Source organism: Sphingomonas sp. SP5, assembly GCF_058313455.1.
In genome coordinates, this window is sequence record NZ_JBZFLF010000001.1 from 372,898 (window position 1) to 393,978 (window position 21,081).

18 protein-coding genes and 1 tRNA gene are annotated in these 21,081 nt (G+C 68.5%); 12 read left to right on the plus strand and 7 right to left on the minus strand.

Annotated elements, in window-relative coordinates; translation table 11 throughout:
• Positions 1-11 precede the first annotated feature (11 nt).
• Entirely contained in the window at positions 12-908 is an 897-nt protein-coding gene (locus AC4GY7_RS01710) for a histone deacetylase family protein (RefSeq protein ID WP_491111678.1), read from the minus strand.
• Positions 909-1,031: 123 nt separating this feature from the next.
• Here AC4GY7_RS01710 and AC4GY7_RS01715 point away from each other — a divergent pair, with 123 nt between their 5' ends.
• From AC4GY7_RS01715 to AC4GY7_RS01760, 10 genes are read left to right on the plus strand one after another with little or no spacing between them, the layout of a single operon-like run.
• A complete protein-coding gene (locus tag AC4GY7_RS01715) occupies positions 1,032-1,952 on the plus strand; it encodes an alpha/beta hydrolase (RefSeq protein ID WP_491112072.1) in 921 nt (306 codons plus the stop codon).
• Positions 1,949-2,434 (plus strand): RNA pyrophosphohydrolase, encoded by a 486-nt coding sequence (locus AC4GY7_RS01720; protein WP_491111679.1) that lies wholly within the window; start codon positions 1,949-1,951, stop codon positions 2,432-2,434. The genes AC4GY7_RS01715 and AC4GY7_RS01720 overlap by 4 nt, the downstream gene beginning before the upstream one ends.
• A gap of 48 nt (positions 2,435-2,482) precedes the next feature.
• Complete coding sequence (locus tag AC4GY7_RS01725; protein WP_491111680.1) at positions 2,483-3,403, plus strand: DUF481 domain-containing protein; 921 nt, start codon at positions 2,483-2,485, stop codon at positions 3,401-3,403.
• Positions 3,404-3,445: 42 nt separating this feature from the next.
• On the plus strand, positions 3,446-4,654 hold the full coding sequence (locus AC4GY7_RS01730; RefSeq protein WP_491111681.1) for a hydrolase: 1,209 nt from the start codon (positions 3,446-3,448) through the stop codon (positions 4,652-4,654).
• Positions 4,651-5,667, plus strand: a complete 1,017-nt coding sequence (locus tag AC4GY7_RS01735) for an arginine N-succinyltransferase (protein WP_491111682.1) — start codon at positions 4,651-4,653, stop codon at positions 5,665-5,667. Before AC4GY7_RS01730 ends, AC4GY7_RS01735 begins: the two co-directional genes overlap by 4 nt.
• Before the next feature lie 5 nt (positions 5,668-5,672).
• Positions 5,673-6,935 carry an N-succinylarginine dihydrolase gene (locus tag AC4GY7_RS01740; protein ID WP_491111683.1) on the plus strand — a complete coding sequence of 421 codons (1,263 nt, stop codon included), beginning with the start codon at positions 5,673-5,675 and terminating at the stop codon, positions 6,933-6,935.
• 53 nt (positions 6,936-6,988) lie between these two features.
• The gene (locus AC4GY7_RS01745) at positions 6,989-7,207 is read left to right on the plus strand and encodes a hypothetical protein (RefSeq protein WP_491111684.1); all 219 of its coding nucleotides are present in this window, start codon (positions 6,989-6,991) and stop codon (positions 7,205-7,207) included.
• A 58-nt stretch (positions 7,208-7,265) separates the two neighbouring features.
• Positions 7,266-8,165: a sulfate adenylyltransferase subunit CysD gene (gene cysD, locus AC4GY7_RS01750; RefSeq protein WP_491111685.1), complete on the plus strand. Its 900-nt coding sequence runs from the start codon at positions 7,266-7,268 to the stop codon at positions 8,163-8,165.
• Entirely contained in the window at positions 8,165-10,078 is a 1,914-nt protein-coding gene (cysN, locus tag AC4GY7_RS01755; RefSeq protein WP_491111686.1) for a sulfate adenylyltransferase subunit CysN, read from the plus strand. The genes cysD and cysN overlap by 1 nt, the downstream gene beginning before the upstream one ends.
• Positions 10,060-10,815, plus strand: a complete 756-nt coding sequence (locus AC4GY7_RS01760; RefSeq protein WP_491111687.1) for a 3'(2'),5'-bisphosphate nucleotidase CysQ — start codon at positions 10,060-10,062, stop codon at positions 10,813-10,815. Before cysN ends, AC4GY7_RS01760 begins: the two co-directional genes overlap by 19 nt.
• Here AC4GY7_RS01760 and AC4GY7_RS01765 read toward each other — a convergent pair.
• Positions 10,805-11,797, minus strand: a complete 993-nt coding sequence (locus AC4GY7_RS01765) for a bile acid:sodium symporter family protein (RefSeq protein ID WP_491111688.1) — start codon at positions 11,795-11,797, stop codon at positions 10,805-10,807. The two genes, AC4GY7_RS01760 and AC4GY7_RS01765, sit on opposite strands and share 11 nt — an antisense overlap.
• A gap of 111 nt (positions 11,798-11,908) precedes the next feature.
• Positions 11,909-11,985 (minus strand) — tRNA-Arg (locus AC4GY7_RS01770).
• An 82-nt stretch (positions 11,986-12,067) separates the two neighbouring features.
• Here AC4GY7_RS01770 and AC4GY7_RS01775 point away from each other — a divergent pair.
• A complete protein-coding gene (locus tag AC4GY7_RS01775) occupies positions 12,068-12,580 on the plus strand; it encodes a hypothetical protein (RefSeq protein ID WP_491111689.1) in 513 nt (170 codons plus the stop codon).
• 2 nt (positions 12,581-12,582) lie between these two features.
• Here the strand turns inward: AC4GY7_RS01775 and AC4GY7_RS01780 are convergent, their stop codons facing one another.
• Together AC4GY7_RS01780 and hemB are read right to left on the minus strand one after the other, a co-directional pair.
• Positions 12,583-14,796: a spermidine synthase gene (locus AC4GY7_RS01780; protein WP_491111690.1), complete on the minus strand. Its 2,214-nt coding sequence runs from the start codon at positions 14,794-14,796 to the stop codon at positions 12,583-12,585.
• Positions 14,789-15,781 (minus strand): porphobilinogen synthase, encoded by a 993-nt coding sequence (gene hemB, locus AC4GY7_RS01785; protein ID WP_491111691.1) that lies wholly within the window; start codon positions 15,779-15,781, stop codon positions 14,789-14,791. Before hemB ends, AC4GY7_RS01780 begins: the two co-directional genes overlap by 8 nt.
• Before the next feature lie 69 nt (positions 15,782-15,850).
• Here hemB and AC4GY7_RS01790 point away from each other — a divergent pair, with 69 nt between their 5' ends.
• The gene (locus AC4GY7_RS01790) at positions 15,851-16,729 is read left to right on the plus strand and encodes a diacylglycerol/lipid kinase family protein (RefSeq protein ID WP_491111692.1); all 879 of its coding nucleotides are present in this window, start codon (positions 15,851-15,853) and stop codon (positions 16,727-16,729) included.
• A 6-nt stretch (positions 16,730-16,735) separates the two neighbouring features.
• Here the strand turns inward: AC4GY7_RS01790 and AC4GY7_RS01795 are convergent, their stop codons facing one another.
• Together AC4GY7_RS01795 and AC4GY7_RS01800 are read right to left on the minus strand one after the other, a co-directional pair.
• Positions 16,736-18,178 carry an MATE family efflux transporter gene (locus tag AC4GY7_RS01795; protein ID WP_491111693.1) on the minus strand — a complete coding sequence of 481 codons (1,443 nt, stop codon included), beginning with the start codon at positions 18,176-18,178 and terminating at the stop codon, positions 16,736-16,738.
• A 278-nt stretch (positions 18,179-18,456) separates the two neighbouring features.
• The gene (locus AC4GY7_RS01800; RefSeq protein ID WP_491111694.1) at positions 18,457-21,075 is read right to left on the minus strand and encodes a valine--tRNA ligase; all 2,619 of its coding nucleotides are present in this window, start codon (positions 21,073-21,075) and stop codon (positions 18,457-18,459) included.
• Positions 21,076-21,081: the final 6 nt, after the last annotated feature.

Genomic DNA, 21,081 nt, shown 5'->3' on the forward strand with positions numbered 1-21,081 from the left:
TTGGGAAAGGGTCAGCCGGCGCCGAACGCCTCGCCGAGCGTCAGGATGGCCGCGACGTGGCGCCGGGCGATCTCCAGCGCATCGTCGCCATAGCCGCCGCCGACGGTGCTCGCGAGCGGCACCCCGCCTGCCAGCCGCGCGATCAGCCGCTCGCGCTGCCGCAGGCCGTCGAGCGTCAGCGCGAGGCGCCCGAGCCGATCTTCGGCGAAGGGATCGACGCCTGCCTGATAGAGGATCAGTTGCGGGCGGTGCTCGGCAAGGAACGGCGTCAGCGTGTCCGCCAGCGTCGCCAGATAGGCGGCATCGCCGATGCCGTCGGCGAGCGGCACGTCCAGCGTCGAGCGCGCCTTGCGGACGGGGAAGTTCTTTTCGGCGTGGATCGAATAGGTCGCGATCTCCGGCCGCCCGGCGAGCAGCGCCGCGGTGCCATCGCCCTGATGAACGTCGCAGTCGACGATCGCCAGCCGATCCACCGTGCCCTCCTCGATCAGGCGAACCGCGGCGATCGCGAGGTCGTTGAACACGCAATAGCCCGCACCCGTGTCGGCCAGGGCATGGTGGCTGCCACCGGCGGTGTTGGCGGCAAAGCCATGCTCCAGCGCCAGCCGCGCCGCCAGCCAGGTGCCGCCGGGCACCGTCTGCGCCCGCGCGGCAACCTCCGGCGTCACCGGGAAGCCGATGCGCCGCGTCTTGTGAGGCGGCACCCGCGCCTCCAGCACCTCGGCGACATAGTCGGGGTCGTGCACCGCCTCCAGCAAGCGCCGCGGCATCGGTTCGGGCACGTGCCACGCGATCCTGTCGCCCTCGGCGCGCAGCAGGTCGCGGATCAAGCCGTTCTTGTTCCAGCGATAGGTCGAGCGCGCCGGGGCCGGTGCGACATAAGCGGGATGATGGACGATCGCGATCACCCTCCCTAGGTAGGGCGCCGTACCGCGAGCCCCAAGCCGCTGTCGTGTGGAGAGAAAGCCTTGCCCGATCCCGCCCCCTTCGTCCGCCCCGACGTGCGCGGCTTCCTCGATTACCTCAACGCCATGCCGGGGCCGCGCACGCACCAGATGACGCCGGAGGCGGCGCGGCAGGTCTTCCATGCGATGAAGGATGTCGCGGACCTGCCGCTCGGTGAACTGGCGCTGATCCGCGATCTCGCCATCCCCGGTCCGGCCGGCACCATCCCTGCCCGCCTGTTCGACGCGCGCGAGGCCCGCGAGCCCGGCCCGGCGGTGGTCTTCTTCCACGGTGGCGGCTTTGTCATCGGCAACATCGACACGCATGCAAGCTTCTGCGCGGAGATGGCGCGGGTGCTCGACCTGCCGGTGGTATCGGTCGACTACCGCCTCGCCCCCGAACACCGCTGGCCGGCGGCACCCGACGATTGCGAGGCGGCGGCGCGTTGGGTCGCCGGGAGCCCGGCAGAACTCGGCCGCAGCGTCACCGGGCTGGTGCTGGCAGGCGACAGCGCCGGCGGCACGCTCACCATCGTCGCTGCGATGGACCTGCGCGACCGGCCGGCGGCCGTGCCGGTGATCGTGCAGGCGCCGATCTATCCGGCGGCCGACACGGCGAAATCCTATCCGTCGTTCGAGGCCTTCGCCGACGGCTACCTGCTCACGCGCGATACGATGCTGTGGTTCGCCGATGCCTATGCCGCCGATGTCGCCAACAGCCGCGGCTCGCCGCTGATCGGGCGGCTGGAGGGATTGCCGCCGGCGGTGATCGTCACCGCCAGCCTCGATCCGATCCGCGATCAAGGCCGGGCCTATGCCGCGGCGTTGGTGCAGGCGGGCGTGCCGGTGGTGTTTCGCGAGGCGATGGGCACCGTTCATGGCTTCGTAACGCTGCGCAAGGCCATCCCCTCGGCGCAAGGCGATGCGGCAGGATATCTGGCGGCTTTGAAGACCGCGATCGTCGAGGCCGAGGCGGCGCGCGTCATGGCACAGGCGGCGGGTCGATGAGCGCGCTGCCGTACCGGCCCTGCGCCGGCGTGATGCTCGTCAACCGCGACGGCAAGGTCTTCGTCGGCCAGCGGATGGATTCGACGCTGGAGGCATGGCAGATGCCGCAGGGCGGGATCGACCCCGGCGAGGATGCCTATACCGCCGCGATCCGCGAACTGGGCGAGGAAACCGGCATAGCGCCCGACAAGGTGACGCTGGTCGCCGAGGCGCCGGACGAGCTGTTCTACGACCTGCCGGAGGATATGATCGGCAAGATCTGGAAGGGGAAGTGGCGCGGCCAGCGGCAACGCTGGTTCCTGTTCCGCTTCCTGGGCGAGGATCGCGACGTCGATATCGCGACGGCACATCAGGAATTTCGCGCCTGGCGGTGGAGCGATCCAGCCGACCTGCCGCACATGATCGTGCCGTTCAAGCGCGCATTGTACGAGGCCGTGCTCGCCGCATTCCGCCCTCACCTCGCCGCAGACGAAACACGCTGAGCGTTTAGGGGGTTTCCTGCGGTCGCGGAGTGGGTAGAGCACCGTCCCGTGCGCGCTACCATCCTGCTCCTCGGCCTCACGCCCTTCCTGCTCGCCAATGCGGCGGCGGACGGCGGCAACGACGACGTCAAGGTGCCGATCCCCGCCGCGATCCGATCGATGCTGGACGCCGCGATCGAGAGCGGCAACGACGGTGATGTATCGGTGGTCGTCAAATACGCCCGGCTCGCCGATCCGGCGAGCGCCGATGCCGTGCTCGCCATCGCCCAGAAATGGCGCAACGACCGCGCACAGGCCCGCCAGACGACGATCCGCCAGGCGAGCCTGTTCGACCTGTGGAGCGGCCGCGCCGAACTGGGCGGATATGTCACCACCGGCAACACCGACAGCAAGGGCGGCTCGGCAGTACTCGACCTGACCCGCGAAGGCTTGCAGTGGCGCCACAAGTTCCGTGCACAGGCGGATTACCAGGAAAACGCCGGCGTCACGACGCGCGAACACTATCTCGCCAGCTACGAACCGAACTACAAGATCGACGATCGGCTGTACCTGTATGGCGCCGCGCAATATGAGGCGGATCGCTTCTTCGGCTATTACCATCGCTATTCGGCGTCGGCCGGCTTCGGCTACAGCGCGGTCAAGACCTCACGGATCCGGCTCGACCTCGAACTCGGGCCGGCCTTCCGTCAGACGGCGTTCACCAACGACCTCGACCAGAGCAATCTTGCAGCGCGCGGCACGCTGGCGTTCAGCTGGCGGCTGCTGCCCGGCCTGTCGGTGACGGAGAACGGCTCTGCCTATGTGCAGAGCTTCAATTCGACGCTGAGCAGCACCACCGCGGTCAACGCCAAGCTGATCGGGCCGCTGTCCGCCTCGCTGTCCTACAACGTCCAGTATGAAAGCATGCCGCCGACGGGATCGTTGTCGACTGACACGACCAGTCGCGCCTCGCTCGTCTATACGTTCTAGCCCTGGTTTCCCCGGCGCGCGCCATCGGCTAGCATGTCCAATATGAGAGGAATGTCGGGCGAGGAACGCGCACTGGTCGACCGGATCGATCAGGCGGCGATGCTGGATCAGGTCGAACGCTGGGCGGCGGTGAACAGCGGCACGCGCAACCTGCCGGGGCTGGCGACGATGGCCGGCCTGCTCGGCGATGCGTTCGCCGCGCTGCCGGGAGAGATCGCGCTCGTCGAACCCGAGCGGGTCGATGCGGTCGCGATCGACGGCAGCGTCGCCGAACTGGCGCATGGCCGCCACCTGCACCTGCGCGTCCGGCCGCAGGCGCCGGTGCAGATGCTGCTGACCGGCCACATGGATACCGTGTATCCGGCCGATCACCCGTTCCAGACGCTGACCCTGCGCGACGACGGTACGATCAACGGCCCCGGCACCGCCGATATGAAGGGGGGCCTTGCGGTGATGCTGGCCGCACTGACCGCCGTCGAGGCAAGCGGCATCGCGCCGGACCTAGGCTATGAGGTCGTCATCAATTCTGACGAGGAGACGGGTTCCGCCGCCTCGGCCGGCCTGCTCGCACGCAGTGCCGCGGGCAAGGTCGCCGCGCTGACCTACGAACCCGCGCTACCCGACGGCACGCTGGCCGGCGCGCGCGGCGGCACGGGCAACTTTTCGCTGATCGTCCGCGGCCGCAGCGCGCATGCCGGCCGCAATCCCGAGGAAGGCCGCAACGCGCTGGTCGCTGCCGCGGCGCTCGCCGTGCGGCTGGCCGATGCGCGCGCGCCCGGCCTGTCGGTCAACCCGGCGCGGATCGATGGCGGTGGCCCCAACAACGTGGTTCCCGAGCTGGCGATCCTGCGCGTCAACTTCCGCCCCGCGGCTGCAGCCGACATCGCCCGCGCCGAGGCCGCGCTGGACGAGGCGATCGCCGCCGTCGCTGCGGAGCATGACGTCGCCATCCACCGTCATGGCAGCTTCAATCGCCCGCCCAAGCCGGTCGATCCCGGCGCCGAACGGCTGTTCGCCTGCGTCGCGGAGGCGGGCGAAGCTCTCGACCTCGCCATCGGCTGGCGTGCCACCGGCGGCGTGTGCGACGGCAACAACATCGCCGCTGCCGGCGTGCCGGTGGTCGATACGATGGGGGTGCGCGGCGGTGCCATCCATTCGCCGGAGGAATATATGATCGTCGACAGCCTCGCCGAGCGCGCCGCGCTATCGGCGCTGGTCATCGCCCGTATCGCCAGCCGGGGGCGCCCATGACCTTCCGCATCAGGGCCGCGCGCGCCGACGACCTGCAGCATCTGTACGAGATGGCGAAGCTGACCGGCGGCGGTTTCACCAACCTGCCGCCCGACCGCAAGGCGCTGCGCACCAAGCTCGACCGCAGCGATGCGGCGTTCGCGCGGGCGGAAGGGCCGGTGACCGACGAACTGTTCGTGCTGATGCTGGAGAATGGCGCGACCGGCGAGGTGCGCGGCACCTGCCAGCTGTTCACCCAGGTCGGCCAGCAGCACCCCTTCTACAGCTATCGGCTCGGCACCCTGACCCAGCACAGCAAGGAACTCGGCCGCACCTTTCGGGCCGAGATGCTGGCGCTGACCACCGACCTCGAAGGATCGTGCGAGGTCGGCGGCCTGTTCCTGCATCCGGGCGAGCGCGCGGGCGGCCTGGGGCTGTTGCTCGCCAGTAGCCGCTACCTGTTCATCCGTGCGCATCGCGCCCGCTTCGCCGATCGCATTCTCGCCGAGCTGCGCGGGATCATCGACGAGGCGGGGGGCTCGCCCTTTTGGGACGGGCTCGCCGGGCGTTTCTTCGGCATGAATTTCCAGGATGCCGACCAGTTCAATGCGATCAACGGCCACCAGTTCATCGCCGACCTGATGCCCAAGCATCCGATCTATACCGCCATGCTCTCCGAAGCGGCGCGATCCGCCATCGGCCTGCCGCATCCGAGCGGGCGGGCGGCGATGCGGATGCTGGAGAACGAGAATTTCCATTATGAGAGCTATGTCGACATCTTCGACGGCGGACCGACGATGACCGCGCGGACCGACCGGGTGCGCACCATCGCCGACGCGCGCGAACAGCGGATCGTCGCGATCGACGGCGATGGCGGCAGCGAGGCGCTGGTCGCGGTCGGGCAGCTGTCCGATTTCCGCTGCGCCTTCGGCATGGTGCGCGAGGCCGGGGACGGCATCGTCCTGTCACGCGCCTGCGCCGAGGCGTTGCAGGTCGGCGAGGACGATCGCGTCCTCCATGTACCGCGGTGGTGAGGGGCATGCTGACCGAGATCAACTTCGACGGCATCGTCGGGCCGAGCCATAATTACGCCGGCCTCTCCGCGGGAAATCTGGCGGCGACCGCGCATGCCGGGCAGGTATCGCACCCGCGCGCCGCGGCGTTGCAGGGCATCGCGAAGATGCGCGCCAATTTGGCGCTGGGGCTGACCCAGGGGGTGCTGCTGCCCCATGCGCGGCCGGACCGCGGCTGGCTGGCGGCGCTGGGCACGGAGCATGAGACGGCGCCGCCGCTGCTCCAGGCGCAGGCGATGTCCGCCTCGCCGATGTGGGCAGCCAATGCCGCCACCGTGTCGCCAGCGCCGGACACCGGCGATGGCCGCTGCCACCTGTCGGTCGCCAATCTGATGACGATGCCGCACCGCAGCCACGAATGGCCGGAGACGCTCGCCCAATTGCGCCTCGCCTTCGCGCACGACGCCTTTGCCGTGCACGGTCCGGTGCCGGCGCCGTTCGGGGACGAGGGCGCGGCCAACCACATGCGGCTGTGCACGACGCATGGTGCGGCGGGCGTCGAGGTGTTCGTCTACGCGCTGCCCGGCGGCCCGTTCCCCGCGCGCCAGCATCGCGAGGCGAGTGCGGCGATCGCGCGGCGGCACGGGCTCGACCCGGAACGTACGTTGCTCGTCCAGCAATCGCCGGAGGCGGTCGCCGCCGGCGCCTTCCACAACGACGTGGTGGCGGTGGCCAACGAGCGCGTGCTGTTCGCGCACCAACAGGCCTTCGCCGACAAGGCGCGCTTCTACGCCGACCTGCAACGCCTGCTGCCGGAGGTGGAGATCGTCGAAGTGCCCGCAGCGGAGGTGAGCCTGGCCGATGCCATCGCCTCCTACCTCTTCAACGCGCAGCTGGTGACCACCGCGGCGGGGCCGACGCTGGTCGTGCCGAGCGAATCGCGGGCCAATGCCGCGGTGTGGGGCTGGCTGGAACGGCATCGCGCCGGCAACGGGCCGATCCGGCGGGTGGAGACGGTGGACGTCACCCAGTCGATGGCGAACGGCGGCGGCCCGGCCTGCCTGAGGCTGCGGGTGGTCGCCGATCCGGCGACGATCGATCCGCGCTTCCTGGTCGATGCCGCGCGGCTCGACCGGATCGCCGAGGTGGTGGCGCGCTGGTGGCCGGAGGCGATCGATGCCGTGGAGCTCGCCAGCCCTTCGCTGCTGGCGGATATCGCGACAGCGCGCGAGCGGCTGCTGACCGCGCTCGACCTGTCGGGTAAATTGACGGTTAACCAGCCTTATTGACGTGGAAACGGCGCAAATCCGCGACTGGCCCGCTGCTTGCTTAACGTTTGGGCATGTGGACCCGGATCAAGCGCCTCTTCACGATCAAGACCAAGTTCGAGGCGTTCCTCGTCATCTACGGCCTCGGCCTCGGCGCGGTGGAACGCGGCGTCCATTATCTGCAGCAATATCCCGGCTGGGGCGGGTGGCTGCTGTTCGCCTGCTGCCCGATCGCGGTGTTCATGACCGGCGGCATGCTGCTCGACGCGGTCGAGCGGCGGCAAGAGGATTAGGACCGGGCGATAGGATAAGTTCGTCGCTTACCGCGCCGCGCGCCTTATCTGGACAGGCATGAGCGGGCTCACCCATCTCCAGCGGCTGGAAGCCGAAAGTATCCACATCCTGCGCGAAGTCGTCGCCGAGGCCGAGCGGCCGGTGATGCTCTATTCGGTCGGCAAGGATTCGGCGGTGATGCTGCATCTCGCCAAGAAGGCGTTCTTTCCGGCGCAGCCGCCCTTCCCGCTGCTGCACGTCGACACGACGTGGAAATTCCGGGCGATGTATGCGCTGCGCGACAAGGCGGCTCGGGACGCCGGCATGGAGCTGATCGTCCATACCAATCCCGATGCGGTGGCGGCGGGCATCAATCCGTTCGACCATGGCGGCCGCCATACCGACCTGTGGAAGACCGAGGGGCTGAAGCAGGCGCTGAAGGCCGGCGGCTTCGATGCGGCGTTCGGCGGTGCCCGGCGCGACGAGGAGAAGAGCCGCGCCAAGGAGCGCATCTTCTCCTTCCGGTCGGCGTCGCAAGGCTGGGACCCCAAGGCACAGCGGCCGGAGCTGTGGAACCTCTACAACGCGCGCATCCATCGGGGCGAGAGCATCCGCGTCTTCCCGCTCTCCAACTGGACCGAGCTGGATATCTGGCAATACATCCTGGCGGAGGGGATCGAGATCGTTCCGCTCTACTTCGCCGCACCGCGTCCGACGGTGGAACGCGACGGCATGCTGCTGATGGTGGACGACGACCGGTTCCGCCTCGCACCCGGTGAGGTGCCGGTGGAACGCTCGATCCGCTTCCGCACGCTCGGCTGCTATCCGTTGACCGGCGCCGTTGAAAGCGAAGCCGCGACATTGCCGCAGGTGATCCAGGAAATGCTGCTGACCACCACCAGCGAACGCCAGGGCCGCGTGATCGACCACGACCAGGCCGCGAGCATGGAGAAGAAGAAGCGCGAGGGCTATTTCTAATGACCGCCTATACCCCCGACGCGCTGATCGCGGCGGACATTCATGCCTACCTCGACACGCATCAGCACAAATCGATGCTGCGCTTCATCACCTGCGGCTCGGTGGACGATGGCAAGTCGACGCTGATCGGCCGGCTGCTGTACGATTCCAAGACGATCTTCGAGGATCAGCTGAGCCAGCTGGAGGCGGACAGCCGCCGCCTCGGCACGCAGGGCCAGAATATCGATTTCGCCCTGCTGGTCGACGGCCTTGCGGCCGAGCGCGAGCAGGGCATCACCATCGACGTCGCCTATCGCTTCTTCGCGACCGACAAGCGCAAGTTCATCGTCGCCGATACGCCGGGCCACGAACAATATACCCGCAACATGGTGACCGGCGCCTCCACGGCGGATTGCGCGGTGATCCTGATCGATGCCCGCAAGGGCGTGCTGACGCAGACGCGGCGCCATTCCTTCCTCGCCCATCTGATCGGCATCCGCCAGCTGGTGCTGGCGGTGAACAAGATGGACCTCGTCGGGCACGACCAGGCGACGTTCGATGCGATCGTCGCCGATTACGCCGCCTTTGCCGCGGGGATCGGGATCGAGGGCTTCACCGCCATCCCCCTGTCCGGCCTCACGGGCGCGAACATCACCGAGCCGTCCGACGCCATGTCCTGGTACACCGGGCCGGCGCTGCTGCCGCATCTGGAAAGCATCCCCGTCGATGCCGATCGCGCCGCGACGGCGCCGTTCCGGCTGCCGGTGCAATGGGTCAATCGCCCCGACCTTGATTTCCGCGGTTTTGCGGGCACAGTGGCCGGCGGCAGCGTACGGGTGGGTGACGCGGTCCGCATCGTGCCGTCGGGCCGGACGACGCACGTCGCGCGCATCGTCACCTATGACGGCGATCGCGAGGTAGCGGTCGCCGGCGAGGCGGTGACGCTGGTGCTTGCCGACGAGGTGGATTGCTCGCGCGGTGACGTGATCGCCGCCGCCGCTGCCCCGCCGGAAGCGGCGAGCCAGTTCGAGGCGACGATCGTCTGGCTGTCCGACGCCGCGCTGGTCCCCGGCCGAGGCTATTGGCTGAAGCTGGGGCCGCGCACCGTCGGCGCGACCGTGCAGCCGCCGCAGCATGTCGTCGACGTCAATACGCAGGCGCATCTCTCCGCCCGGACGCTGGAACTGAACGACATCGGCGTGGCAGAGGTGTTCACCGACGCACCGATCGTCTTCGCGCCCTACCCCGACAGCCACGCGCTCGGCGGCTTCATCCTGATCGATCGCGAGACCAACGCGACGGTCGCCGCCGGGATGATCCACCACGCGTTGCGCCGTGCCCAGAACGTCCATTGGCAATCGGTCGCCATCACGCGCGAGGCGCATGCCCGGCAGAAGGGGCAGACGCCGCGCCTCCTGTGGTTCACCGGCCTGTCGGGATCGGGCAAGTCGACGATCGCCAATCTGGTCGAGCGCAAGCTGCACGCGCTGGGGCGCCACAGCTTCCTACTCGACGGCGACAATGTGCGCCACGGCCTCAACAAGGACCTGGGCTTCAGCGACGCCGACCGGATCGAGAACATCCGCCGCGTCGGCGAGGTCGCCAGGCTGATGACCGACGCCGGGCTGATCGTGCTCACCGCCTTCATCTCGCCGTTCCGCGCCGAACGCGACATGGTGCGGGGGCTGATGCCCGAAGGCGAGTTCGTCGAGATCTACGTCGATACGACGCTGGAGGCCGCCGAGGCGCGCGACGTGAAGGGGTTGTATGCCAAGGCGCGCGCCGGGGAGATCGCCCATTTCACCGGCATCTCCAGCCCCTATGAAGCGCCCGAGCACCCGGATATCCGCATCGACACCGCGCGCGAGACCGCCGAAGCTGCCGCGGAACGGATCGTCGAGCATGTGCTCGGCGTATGGAGCTTCGAATTGTGACCCTGACCGACGTCGCCCTCGCCCGCAGCGTCGCCGAGGAGGCGGGCGCGCTGCTGCTCGCCATCCGCGCGCGTGGCGACGCGCAGGGCAAGGCGTTGGGCGATCAGGGCGACCGCGACGCCAATGCCCTGATCCTCGATCGGCTGCGGGCGGCGCGTCCGGACGATTTCATCCTGTCCGAAGAATCGCTGGACGATCGCGCCCGCTGTGCCGCGGACCGCGTGTGGATCGTCGATCCGCTCGACGGGACGCGCGACTATGCCGACGGCCTCGACGATTGGGCGGTGCATATCGGCCTCGCAATCGGCGGCAGGCCGGCGGTGGGCGCGGTGGCGATCCCGACCACCGGGCGGATCTATGCGACCGACCTCACCCGCTGTTCGGGCGCCGCCTGCGCCGTGCCGCCGCGGATGGTAGTGAGTCGCACCCGCGCGACCGCAATGGTCGATCGCGTCGGCGAGGCACTGGCGACGACGCGGGTCGGCATGGGTTCGGCAGGGGTGAAGGCGATGGCAGTGGTCGACGGCCGGGCCGATATCTACCTGCACGATGGCGGCCAGTATGAGTGGGACAATTGCGCGCCGGCCGCGATCGCGATCGCCGCGGGCCTGCATGCCTCGCGCATCGATGGCAGCCCGCTCGTCTACAATTGCGCGAACCCGCTGTTGCCGGACCTGCTGATCTGCCGGCCGGAACTGGCCGCCTCGGTGCTCGCCGCGGTCGCCGCTACGCGATAGCCTCGCCGTCCGCGATGCTCGCCGCATCGGCGTAGCGGCGGGCGATGAAGGCGCAGGCGATCAGCTGGATCTGGTGGAACAGCATCACCGGCAGCAGGACGGCGCCGACCTGCGCCGCCGGGAACAGCACGCCCGCCATCGGTACGCCGGACGCGAGGCTCTTCTTGGAACCGCAGAACAGCAGCACGATCGCATCCTCGCGCGGGAAGCCGAGCAGCCGCCCGGCGAACCATGTCGCCAGCAGCACGATCACCAGCAGTCCGGTGCAGATCGCCGCGATCAGCGCAAGATCGCCGAGCGAGACGCGATGCCACAGCCCCTCAACCACCGCCGCACCGAAGGCGGAGTAGACGACGAGCAGGATCGACCCCCGGTCGACGATCGTCAGCAGGCGCTTCTGCCGCGCGACGAAGCCGCCGATCCATGGGCGCAGCAAATGCCCTGCGACGAAGGGCACCAGCAGTTGCAGCACGATCGATTCGACCGCGGCAAGCGAGATGCCGCCGCCCTGCCCGCCGACCTCTCGCATCAATAGTGCGACCAGCAACGGCGTGACGAGGATGCCGAGCAGGTTGGAGAAGGACGCGCTGCACACTGCCGCCGCAACGTTGCCGCGCGCGATGGCGGTAAAGGCGATCGAAGACTGGACGGTGGACGGCAGCAGCGTCAGGAACAAGAGGCCCGACGCCACCGGCCCCGACAGGCCCGGCATCCGCGCGCAGGCGAGGCCGAGCAGCGGAAACAGCACGAACGTCGTCGCCAGCACGGCTGCATGCAGGCGCCAGTTGCGCGCGCCCTGCCAGATCGCCTCGCGCGACAGCTTGGCGCCGTGCAGGAAGAACAGCAGCACGATCCCGACATCGGCAGCATCGGCCGCGATGGCGGCCCATGCTCCGCGCGCCGGCAACACGCTCGCGAGCAGCACCGTGCCGAGCAGCATCAGGATAAAGGGTTCGAACAGCGAGAGGAAACGGCGGATCATGCCGCCCGCTCTAGCCGCGGCGCGGCGCCGTGCCACCCCGTCTTTGCCCTAAAACCGGCCGGATACGAAAACCCCCGCCAGATCGAGGGACCTGAAGCGGGGGAGAATTCCTGGCGCGCCCGGAACGATTCGAACGTCCGACCCTCAGATTCGTAGTCTGATGCTCTATCCAGCTGAGCTACGGGCGCGCATTGGAGGGGCGCAAATAGCAGCTGTTTCGATCCGCGCAAGTGCGTTGCGCGGTTTTCTTGCCGCGCATAGACCGGGGGCATGACAATCGCCGCCCGGTTCGCCCCTTCCTGCCTCGTCCTGCTCGCGCTGCCGCTCGGCGCCTGCACGCGCGACACCACCGTCTATCCTTCGCTGGCGCCACGTGCGGTGGAGAAGCTGGGCTTCGCCGAGCCCGAGGTGGCCGTCGAGGAAGCAAAACCCGACCCGGCGCTGGATGCGCGCATCGCCGACCTCACCCGCTCGCTCGACACCGTGACCAAGGGCGCCACCGCGGACGCCGCCAAGGCCGAAACGGCTGCGGCGCGGGCGCGTGGCAAGGCGGTGGGCAGCGATGCCTGGCTCGATGCGCAGACCGCGCTTGCCGCGCTGGACGACTGGCGGGCGCAGACATCCTCGCTGCTGACCGACATCGATCAGATCGCCACCGACCGTGCGGCTGCCCTTGCCCCCGCCTATCCGGCGCTCGCCGCCTTGCGCGAGCGGGTGGCGGCTGAGGCGGAGCGGCAGGGGATGACGATCGATCGCATCCAGGCGACGTTACCCGCCGCCTGACCTCACCATTTCAGCAACGGCAGGATGGTCGAATAATCGTCCGTCCAGGCCGTGAAGCCCGGGCGCGGCGTCAGCGGTGCCCAATTGCCGCCGCCCGCCGCCAGCATCCGCAGGGCCGCCGGATCGCGTGAGAGGGCAATCCATTGGCTCGCCGATGCGACCGCGGTGTGGCGGGGCGGCTCGTAATAGAGCTTGGCGGCATGCCATCCCCCTTCCCGCGCGACGGCTGCCACGACGGGTTCGAGGTCGAGGAACCGGTTGGAGATGTGGACGAGCAGCAAGCCCCTGGGCTGCAGCACGCGCGCATAGGCCGAAAAGGCCTCGCGCGTCATCAGGTGCATCGGAATGGCGTCCGATGAAAAGGCGTCGAGCGCCAGCAGGTCGAGGCTGGCGGGTGCGTCATGCTCCAGGCTGATCCGCGCATCGCCGACCCGGATGATCGGATCGGGCAGGCAGGTCTTGAGGTAGGTGAACTGCCCCGTATCCCGCGCGATGCGGATGACGGCGGGGTCGATCTCGTAGAAGCGCCATTGCTGCCTTGGCTGGGCATAGCAGGCGAGCGTTCCCGTCCCCAGCCCGACGACGCCGACCCGTGCCTGCGCTCCGTAGAGACGATCGAGCGCGCCCATCGCAAGGCCGATGCCGGATGGCGGCGCATAATACGTCGTCGGCAATCGTTCGAGCACCGGGTTGCCGGTGAACTGGATGCCGTGGACGGTGGTGCCATGGTCGAGTTCGCGCACCTGGCCGGCATCGCGCACCGTATAGACGCCGAAATAGCTGCGTGTCCGTGCGCCCTGCTCCAGCGACAGCTCGACCGCCCGCGCGCCGCCGAAGATGACCAGCGCCACCGCCAGGATCGCCGCATAGGCCGGCCGGGCGCCGACCGCGATCACGCCCGTCCCCGCCATGGCGATAAAGGTCAGCCCCTGGTGCCCGGCGCCGAACAGGTCCGCCGGCCCCCAGAAGGTGAGTCCGGTCAGCACCGCCAGCATCACCAGCACGCCCGCATAGGCAAGCCGCCGCTTGGCCGGTGTTCGCCACAGGGCGCGGATGCCATGCGTCAGGAACACCTGCGGCACCAGTAGCCCCGCCGCGAAGATCAGGATCGGATATTCATAGGTCCAGTCGAACACCACGGGCGCGACCAGGCCGGCGAACACGCCGCCCAGCGCCCCGCCGACCGCCATCGCCAGGTAGAAGCCGGTCAGCCGGTCGGGCTCCGGCCGCAGCCGGTACATCTGCGTGTGCAGCGCCACCGACACCATGAACAGCAGCGTCAGCGCGATCGACAGGTTGACCAGCGGCAGTTCGTTGAAGCCGCCGATCATCACGCCGCCGAACAGCAGGATGGTGATCGGTGCGATCCGCGTCAGCAGGTCGGCGATGCCGCGATTGGCGGCGAAGGCGATGGTGAAACTGAGCAGGTAGAGGCCGAGCGGCAACACCCACAGCAACGGCATCGCGACGATGTCGGTGGTGATATAGGTGGAGGTCGCCAGCATCAGCCCCGACGGCACCAGCGCCAGCGCGATCCAGTGCGCGATCCGGCGGGGCCGAGCGGGCGTGCTCGTCGGCCGCGCGACCTCGCCGGTGGCGGCGCGCGGCAGGCGCAGCGCGCAGGCGACGACCAGCGCGATGAGCAGCAGATAGCCTGCGCTCCACGTCAGGCTTTGCGCGCGCAGCGGCAGCACCGGCTCGACCAGCAGCGGATAGGCGATCAGGCCGCCGAAGCTGCCGAGGTTGGAGGCGGCGTAGAGGGCATAGGGGTCCTTGCCGTCGCTCGCGATGCTGAACCAGCGTTGCACCAACGGCGCCTGTGCCGACACGGCGAAAAACAGCGGCCCGATCGATGCACCGAGCAGCCAGGGCACCCACAAGGCCGGCGTAACCCCCGATGGCCCGGCGCCGAGCGCCAGTCCGATCGGCAACCACAATGCACCGATGCCGAGCACCAACAGATGCACCGCCGCCTGCACCCACGGCCGCACGCGCGTCAGCGCATGGGCATAGGCATAACCGCCGAGCAACAGCGTCTGGTACACCAGCATCGCCGAATTCCACACCGCCGGCGCACCGCCCAGTCGCGGCAACGCCATGCGCGCCACCATCGGCTGGACGAGGAACAGCAGGAACGATCCGGTCAGGATCGTCGCGACGAAGGTGAAGCGACAGGCGCGGGTGGACGCCGGCGCACGCCGGGCGGGATCAGCCATTCAGCAACCGCGCCGCATGCGCAGCGTGATAGGAGAGGACGCCGGAGCAACCGGCGCGTTTGAACGCCATCAGCGTTTCAAGCACCAGCGCGTCGCGATCCCCGGCACCGGCGGCGACCGAAGCCTCCAGCATCGCATATTCGCCGGACACCTGATAGGCGAACACCGGCACCTGGAACCGGGTCTTCACCCGGACGATGATGTCGAGATAGGGCAGACCGGGCTTCACCATTACGCTGTCCGCCCCCTCTGCGAGATCGAGCGCGACCTCGCGCAGTGCCTCTTCGGCGTTGGCGGCGTCCATCTGATAGGTCGTCTTGTCGCCCTTCAACAGGCCGCGGCTGCCGACCGCGTCGCGGAAAGGGCCGTAAAAGCCGCTGGCATATTTGGCGGCATAGCTCATGATCTGGACGTTGTGGGCGCCCTCACCTTCCAGCGCGCCGCGGATCATGCCGATCCGCCCGTCCATCATGTCGGAAGGCGCGATGATATCGGCGCCGGCGCGAGCCTGGTTGAGCGCCTGTTCGATCAGCAGCGCGGCCGTGCTGTCGTTGACCACGTACCCGGCGGCATCGACGAGCCCGTCATGGCCGTGGCTGGTGTAGGGATCGAGCGCGACGTCGGTCAGCACGCCGACCTCCGGCACCGCATCCTTGATCGCGCGGGTCGCCCGGCACATCAGATTGTCGGGGTTCAGCGCCTCGCGGCCATCCTCGGTCTTGAGGTGCGCCGGCGTGTAGGGGAACAGCGCGACGCACGGGATGCCGAGATCGCGTGCCTCCCGCGCCCGCGCAACGATGCCGTCGACGGACCAGCGCGATACGCCGGGCAGGCTGGCGATCGGCTGCTCGACGCCCTCCCCCTCCACGATGAACAACGGCCAGATGAGATCGGCGGGGGTCAGCACGGTTTCGGCGTGCATCCGCCGGCTCCAGGAGGAGGCGCGGGTGCGGCGGAGGCGGAGGGCGGGATAGGCAGCGGTCATGACGAGAGGGCTTTGATGGATCGCGGCGCGCTTGCCAAGCGTTGCGCAGGCGTAACCGATGGGACACCCATGACCCAATTCTCTTCCGCTGCACTCATCGTCAACGCCAAGTCGCGCAAGGGCCAGAAGCTGTTCAAGCGGGCGTGCAAGGCCATGAGCGGCCTGCCCTTCCCGGTCGACGCGCATGCCATCGAGGATCCGGAGGATCTGGAGGCGACCGTGCAAAAGGCGCTGGCGAAGAAGCCCGATCTGGTGATCCTGGGCGGGGGCGACGGCACGATCAGCGGCCTCGTCGACCTGCTCGTCGGGCGCGACGTGGTGCTCGGCGTGCTGCCGCTCGGCACCGCCAACAGCTTCGCGCGGACGCTCGGCCTGCCGCTCGATGTGGAAGGAGCCGTGGAGGTGATCCGCACCGGACGGCCGCGGCGGATCGACCTTGGCATGATCGACGGCGATTATTTCGCCAATTGCGCGGCGATGGGGATCAGCCCGCAGATCGCCGAAACGGTGCCGCACGGCCTCAAGAAGGTGCTGGGCCGGATCGGCTATCTCGGCTGGGCATCGTGGCAGTTCGCGCGGTTCAAGCCGTTCATGCTGACCGTCAACGACGGAACGGAGACGAAGGTGATGCGGGTGGTGGAGGTGCGTATCTCCAACGGACCGTACCACGGCGGCACCTGGCTGGTCGACGAGGCGTCGGTCGCGTCGGGCGAGATCGTGGTGCAGGCGGTCACCGGTCGCTACAAGCGGACGCTGGTGAAGAACTGGGCGGCGAGCTTCTTCCGGCACGAGGCGCGGCATCAGGACACGGTGAGCTTTTCGGGCAAGGCGCTCAAGATCGGCACTAAGCCGTCGCTGCCGATCTCGATCGACGGGGAGGTGCTGGCGCACACGCCGGTGACGGCCAAGGTCGCCGCCGGCGTGATCGAGGTGATGGTCCCGGCCTGACACCCCTCACCCGCTGGGTTGCAGCCGCCCGCCCGGTTCGGCGACGGTGTGGCTGTGTTCGTGCGCCTCGTCCGCATCGGCCGGCACGGCGAGGCTGCCCCGCCGCCAGTCGCCGTATCGATAGTAGAGCGCGGCCATCACCAGGTTGATCGCCGATCCCATCGGAAAACTCCACCACAGTGCATCGGCGCCCAGCCAGCCGCGCGCACCAAGTGCGAAGCCGATGCGCACCGGGTACATGGACACGAACAGGAACAGCAGCGGCGCCAGCACCGCGCCGTTCGCCCGCACGGTCGAGAACAAGACCATGGTCATGCCGAAGATCACGAAGTTCCAGCTCGCGATCAGCTGGATATGGCGCGCGATCGGCAGCGCCGGGCTGTCGCCGGGAACGAACAGCGTCATCACCTGCCGATCGAACAGGATGACCGCGGCGACCATCACGCCGGTCAGCACGACATTGTAGAGCAGGCCGAAGCGGGTGACGCTCGCCACCCGATCCCAGCGGCCGGCGCCGATATTCTGCGCCGCCATCGCGCTTACCGCCGCGCCGATCGCGAGCGCCGGCATCTGGATATAGGTCCACAGCTGCTGCGATACCGCATAAGCGGCGGCGGTATCGACCCCCTGCCGGTTGACGAGCCCGACCATGGTGAGGCCGGCGGACGACATCACCAGCATCTGCGCGCCCATCGGCAGCCCCTTGCGGATGATGGTGCCGGCGAGCACGCGACCGGGCAGGATCCAGCGCAGTTCCGCGCCGCGCAGCCGGATCGGCAGATCGCGCAGGTAGACATAGGCGACGAGGGCGGCGACGGCGAGATGGTTGGCGATCAGCGTCGCCCAGGCCGAGCCTGCGATGCCGAGCCGCGGGAACGGGCCGAGGCCGGCGATGAGCAGCGGATTGAGCCCGCTGTCGAGCAGCACGCTGAGCCCCATGAACCATAAGGGCGTCAGCGAATCGCCCGTCCCGCGCAGCCCCATCATCACCAGCACCAGCAGCATGGATGCCGGCAGGCCGAGGAAGATCACCTGTAGATAGGCATGCGCCAGCGCCATGGCGTCGCCCGGCGTCGCGAGCAGGTGCAGGATCTCGGACGAGAACAGCCAGCCGAGCACCGCGATCACGGCCGATCCCGCCAGCACGAGGCCGACGGCGGCACCGAACGCGCGCCGTCCGCCCTCGATGTCCCGCCGCCCGAAACTCTGGCCGACGAGGATCGTCGCCGCCATGCCGAAGCCGAAGACGGCGCCGAACATCAGGAACATGATGATGTTGGCGTTCGACGTCGCCGCCAGCGCGCCTTCGCCGAGGAAGCGGCCGACCCAGATCGCGTTGATCGATCCGTTGAGCGACTGAAGGATGTTCGAGCCGAGCGTCGGCAATGCGAAGGCGAGCAGCGTGCCGCCGATCGCACCGGAGGTCAGGTCGCGTTGCGGTGTCGGCAAGTCCGGTCCCTTCGATGCGGCGTGGCGTCCAACGCCGGTCGCCGATTCGGGTTCAGCCGCGGGAGGCTTTCTCCCGCGGAAGTTTACGAAGTTGACGCTACGTCGGCGCTGAAAACGCCTCCCGCGCGAGCCTGCCGAGCAGGAAGGCGGCGAGGGTAGGCGAGACGGGCATCCGGCGACGCTGACAGATTCGCAGCGTGTAGGACAGCGGATTGGTGACGCTCAACGTCCCCATCCCCGTCATCCCGGCGAACGCCGGGATGACGGGATAAGAACGGTCAACCCAGCCGCGCCAGCGCCGCCGACAGCCGCTCCGCCTCCGCCGCCTTTTCGGCGTGATCGGCCTTTGCCTTCTCGACCGCTTCGGGCTTGGCGCGCTCGACGAAGCTGGGGTTGCCGAGGCGGCCGGCCAGCCCGTCGCGCTCCTTTTCCGCCGCGGCGATGGCCTTGGCGAGGCGGGTGCGCTCGGCAGCGAGGTCGATCACGCCTTCCAGCGGCAGGACGAAGGTCGCCTCGTCGACCACCACCTGCGCGGCACCGCCGGCGGCATCGCCATCGGTCATCTCGACGCGGGCGAGACGGGCGAGCACCGCCGCCTGCCGCGCCAGCCGTTCGGCGGTGAGGGCGCCGGCGTCACGGACGTGGAGCGGCAGCCGCGCGCCGGGCGGCACGTTGAGTTCGGTTCGTGCGGCGCGGATTTCGCCGACGAGGCGGATCAGCCAGTCGACCTCCGCCTCAGCCGCCGGATCGAGGCTGCGGGCGTCCGCCATCGGCCAGTGCGCGACGATCAGGTCGTGATCGCGCGCCGCCATGGCGTGCCACAGTTCTTCGGTGATGAACGGCATGAACGGGTGGAGCAGGACCAGGATCTGGTCGAGCACCCAGCCGGCCACAGCCTTGGTCTCGGCGTCGATCGCGCCCTTGATGAGTTCGAGATACCAGTCGCAAAAGCGGCTCCAGACGAACTGATAGATGGCATTCGCCGCGCCGTCGAACCGATAGTCGGCAAGCGCGAGGTCGACCGTCTGCACGGTACGGATCGTCTCGGCCAGGATCCACTTGTTGACCGCCAGCGTCGCCGCGGGCGGCTCAAGCGTCGTCGACCCGCCGATGCCGTTCGCCTGGGCGAAGCGTGCCGCATTCCACAGCTTGGTCGCGAAGTTGCGATAGCCCTCGACCCGCTTTTCATCCATCTTGATGTCGCGGCCCTGGCTCTCCATCGCCGCCATGAAGAAGCGCAGCGCATCGGCGCCGTAGCGGTCGATCAGGCCGAGCGGATCGACCGTATTGCCCTTCGATTTCGACATCTTGGCGCCATCGGCCGCGCGGACGAGGCCGTGGAGGTAGAGCGTGCGGAACGGCACGTCCCCCATGAAGTGCAACCCCTGCATCATCATGCGCGCATCCCAGAAGAACAGGATGTCGAAGCCGGAGATGAGCACGTCGTTGGGATAGCGGCCGCCAAGGGTCCAGTCGTCGCCGTCGGGCCAGCCAAGCGTCGCGAACGGCCACAGGGCGCTGGAGAACCAGGTGTCGAGAACGTCGGGATCGCGCGTCAGCGCCACGCCCTCGCCGGCCTCGGCCTGCGCCTCTGCCTCGGTTTCGGCGACGAAGATGCGGCCGTCCTCGGCGAACCAGGCCGGGATCTGGTGCCCCCACCACAATTGCCGGCTGACGCACCAGGGCTGGATGTTCTCCATCCAGTTGAAGAAGGTCTTCTCCCAGCTCTTCGGCACGATCTTGATCGCGTCCGAACGCACCGCCTCGATCGCCGGTTTGGCCAGCGTCGCGGCATCGACATACCATTGATCGGTCAGCCATGGCTCGATCACCACGCCCGAGCGATCGCCGTATGGCGTCTGGATGACCCGGTCCTCGACACGCTCCAGCGCGCCGCTCTCTTCGAGCATCGCGACGATGCGCGTCCGCGCCTCGAACCGGTCGAGCCCGATCAATGCGTCCGGCACGCCGCCGCACTGGACGATGCGCGCCTCCTTATCGAGCATGTTGAGCATGTCGCGCGCTTCGATGCCGGCGCGGCGACCGACCTCGAAGTCGTTGAAGTCGTGGCCGGGCGTGATCTTCACCGCGCCCGAGCCGAGTTCCGGATCGGCATGCTCGTCGGCGACGATCGGGATCAGCCGGCCGGTGATCGGCAGCCGCACCTGGCGGCCGATGAGTGCCGTGTAGCGTTCGTCGGCCGGGTTCACCGCCACCGCCATGTCGGCGAGCATGGTTTCGGGGCGCGTCGTCGCGACCGAAATGGTGCCGCTTCCGTCGGCCAGCGGATAGGTCAGGTGCCAGAATTTCCCCTGCACCTCGCGCGTCTCGACCTCGAGATCGCTGATCGCGGTGCCGAGGCCGGGGTCCCAGTTCACCAGGCGCTTGTCGCGATAGAGCAGGCCCTGACGGTGCAGCTCGACGAAGACCTTGAGGACGGCCTTCGAGAAGCCCTCGTCCATCGTGAACCGTTCGTTGGCCCAATCCATCGAGCAACCGAGGCGGCGCAGCTGGCCGGTGATCTGGCCGCCGCTGGTCCCCTTCCATTCCCACACCTTGGCGATGAAGCCGTCGCGGTCGAAATCGGTGCGCTTCTGGCCGGCGGCATTCAGCTGGCGCTCGACGACCATCTGGGTAGCGATGCCAGCATGGTCGGTGCCGACCACCCACAGGGCATCCTTGCCCTTCAGCCGGGCATGCCGCGTCAGGATATCCTGCAGCGTATTGTCGAGCGCATGACCGATATGCAGGCTGCCGGTGACGTTGGGCGGCGGATTGACGATCGTCCACGGTTCCGCACCCGGGCGATCGGGGCGGAACAGGCCGTTCGCCTCCCAATGCTGATACCAGCGCTGTTCGATGGCGGCGGGGTCGAAGGTCTTGGCAAGCTCGGTCATGGCGGA

Coding starts and splice junctions, on each gene's coding strand:
- AC4GY7_RS01730 (WP_491111681.1), top strand. CDS start 3,446: ATGAGAGGAATGTCGGGCGAGGAACGCGCACTGGTCGACCGGATCGAT.
- AC4GY7_RS01715 (WP_491112072.1), top strand. CDS start 1,032: ATGCCGGGGCCGCGCACGCACCAGATGACGCCGGAGGCGGCGCGGCAG.
- AC4GY7_RS01740 (WP_491111683.1), top strand. CDS start 5,673: ATGCTGACCGAGATCAACTTCGACGGCATCGTCGGGCCGAGCCATAAT.
- AC4GY7_RS01720 (WP_491111679.1), top strand. CDS start 1,949: ATGAGCGCGCTGCCGTACCGGCCCTGCGCCGGCGTGATGCTCGTCAAC.
- AC4GY7_RS01775 (WP_491111689.1), top strand. CDS start 12,068: ATGACAATCGCCGCCCGGTTCGCCCCTTCCTGCCTCGTCCTGCTCGCG.
- AC4GY7_RS01790 (WP_491111692.1), top strand. CDS start 15,851: ATGACCCAATTCTCTTCCGCTGCACTCATCGTCAACGCCAAGTCGCGC.
- AC4GY7_RS01760 (WP_491111687.1), top strand. CDS start 10,060: ATGGAGCTTCGAATTGTGACCCTGACCGACGTCGCCCTCGCCCGCAGC.
- hemB (WP_491111691.1), bottom strand. CDS start 15,781: ATGACCGCTGCCTATCCCGCCCTCCGCCTCCGCCGCACCCGCGCCTCC.
- AC4GY7_RS01735 (WP_491111682.1), top strand. CDS start 4,651: ATGACCTTCCGCATCAGGGCCGCGCGCGCCGACGACCTGCAGCATCTG.
- cysN (WP_491111686.1), top strand. CDS start 8,165: ATGACCGCCTATACCCCCGACGCGCTGATCGCGGCGGACATTCATGCC.
- AC4GY7_RS01745 (WP_491111684.1), top strand. CDS start 6,989: ATGTGGACCCGGATCAAGCGCCTCTTCACGATCAAGACCAAGTTCGAG.
- AC4GY7_RS01800 (WP_491111694.1), bottom strand. CDS start 21,075: ATGACCGAGCTTGCCAAGACCTTCGACCCCGCCGCCATCGAACAGCGC.
- AC4GY7_RS01765 (WP_491111688.1), bottom strand. CDS start 11,797: ATGATCCGCCGTTTCCTCTCGCTGTTCGAACCCTTTATCCTGATGCTG.
- cysD (WP_491111685.1), top strand. CDS start 7,266: ATGAGCGGGCTCACCCATCTCCAGCGGCTGGAAGCCGAAAGTATCCAC.
- AC4GY7_RS01780 (WP_491111690.1), bottom strand. CDS start 14,796: ATGGCTGATCCCGCCCGGCGTGCGCCGGCGTCCACCCGCGCCTGTCGC.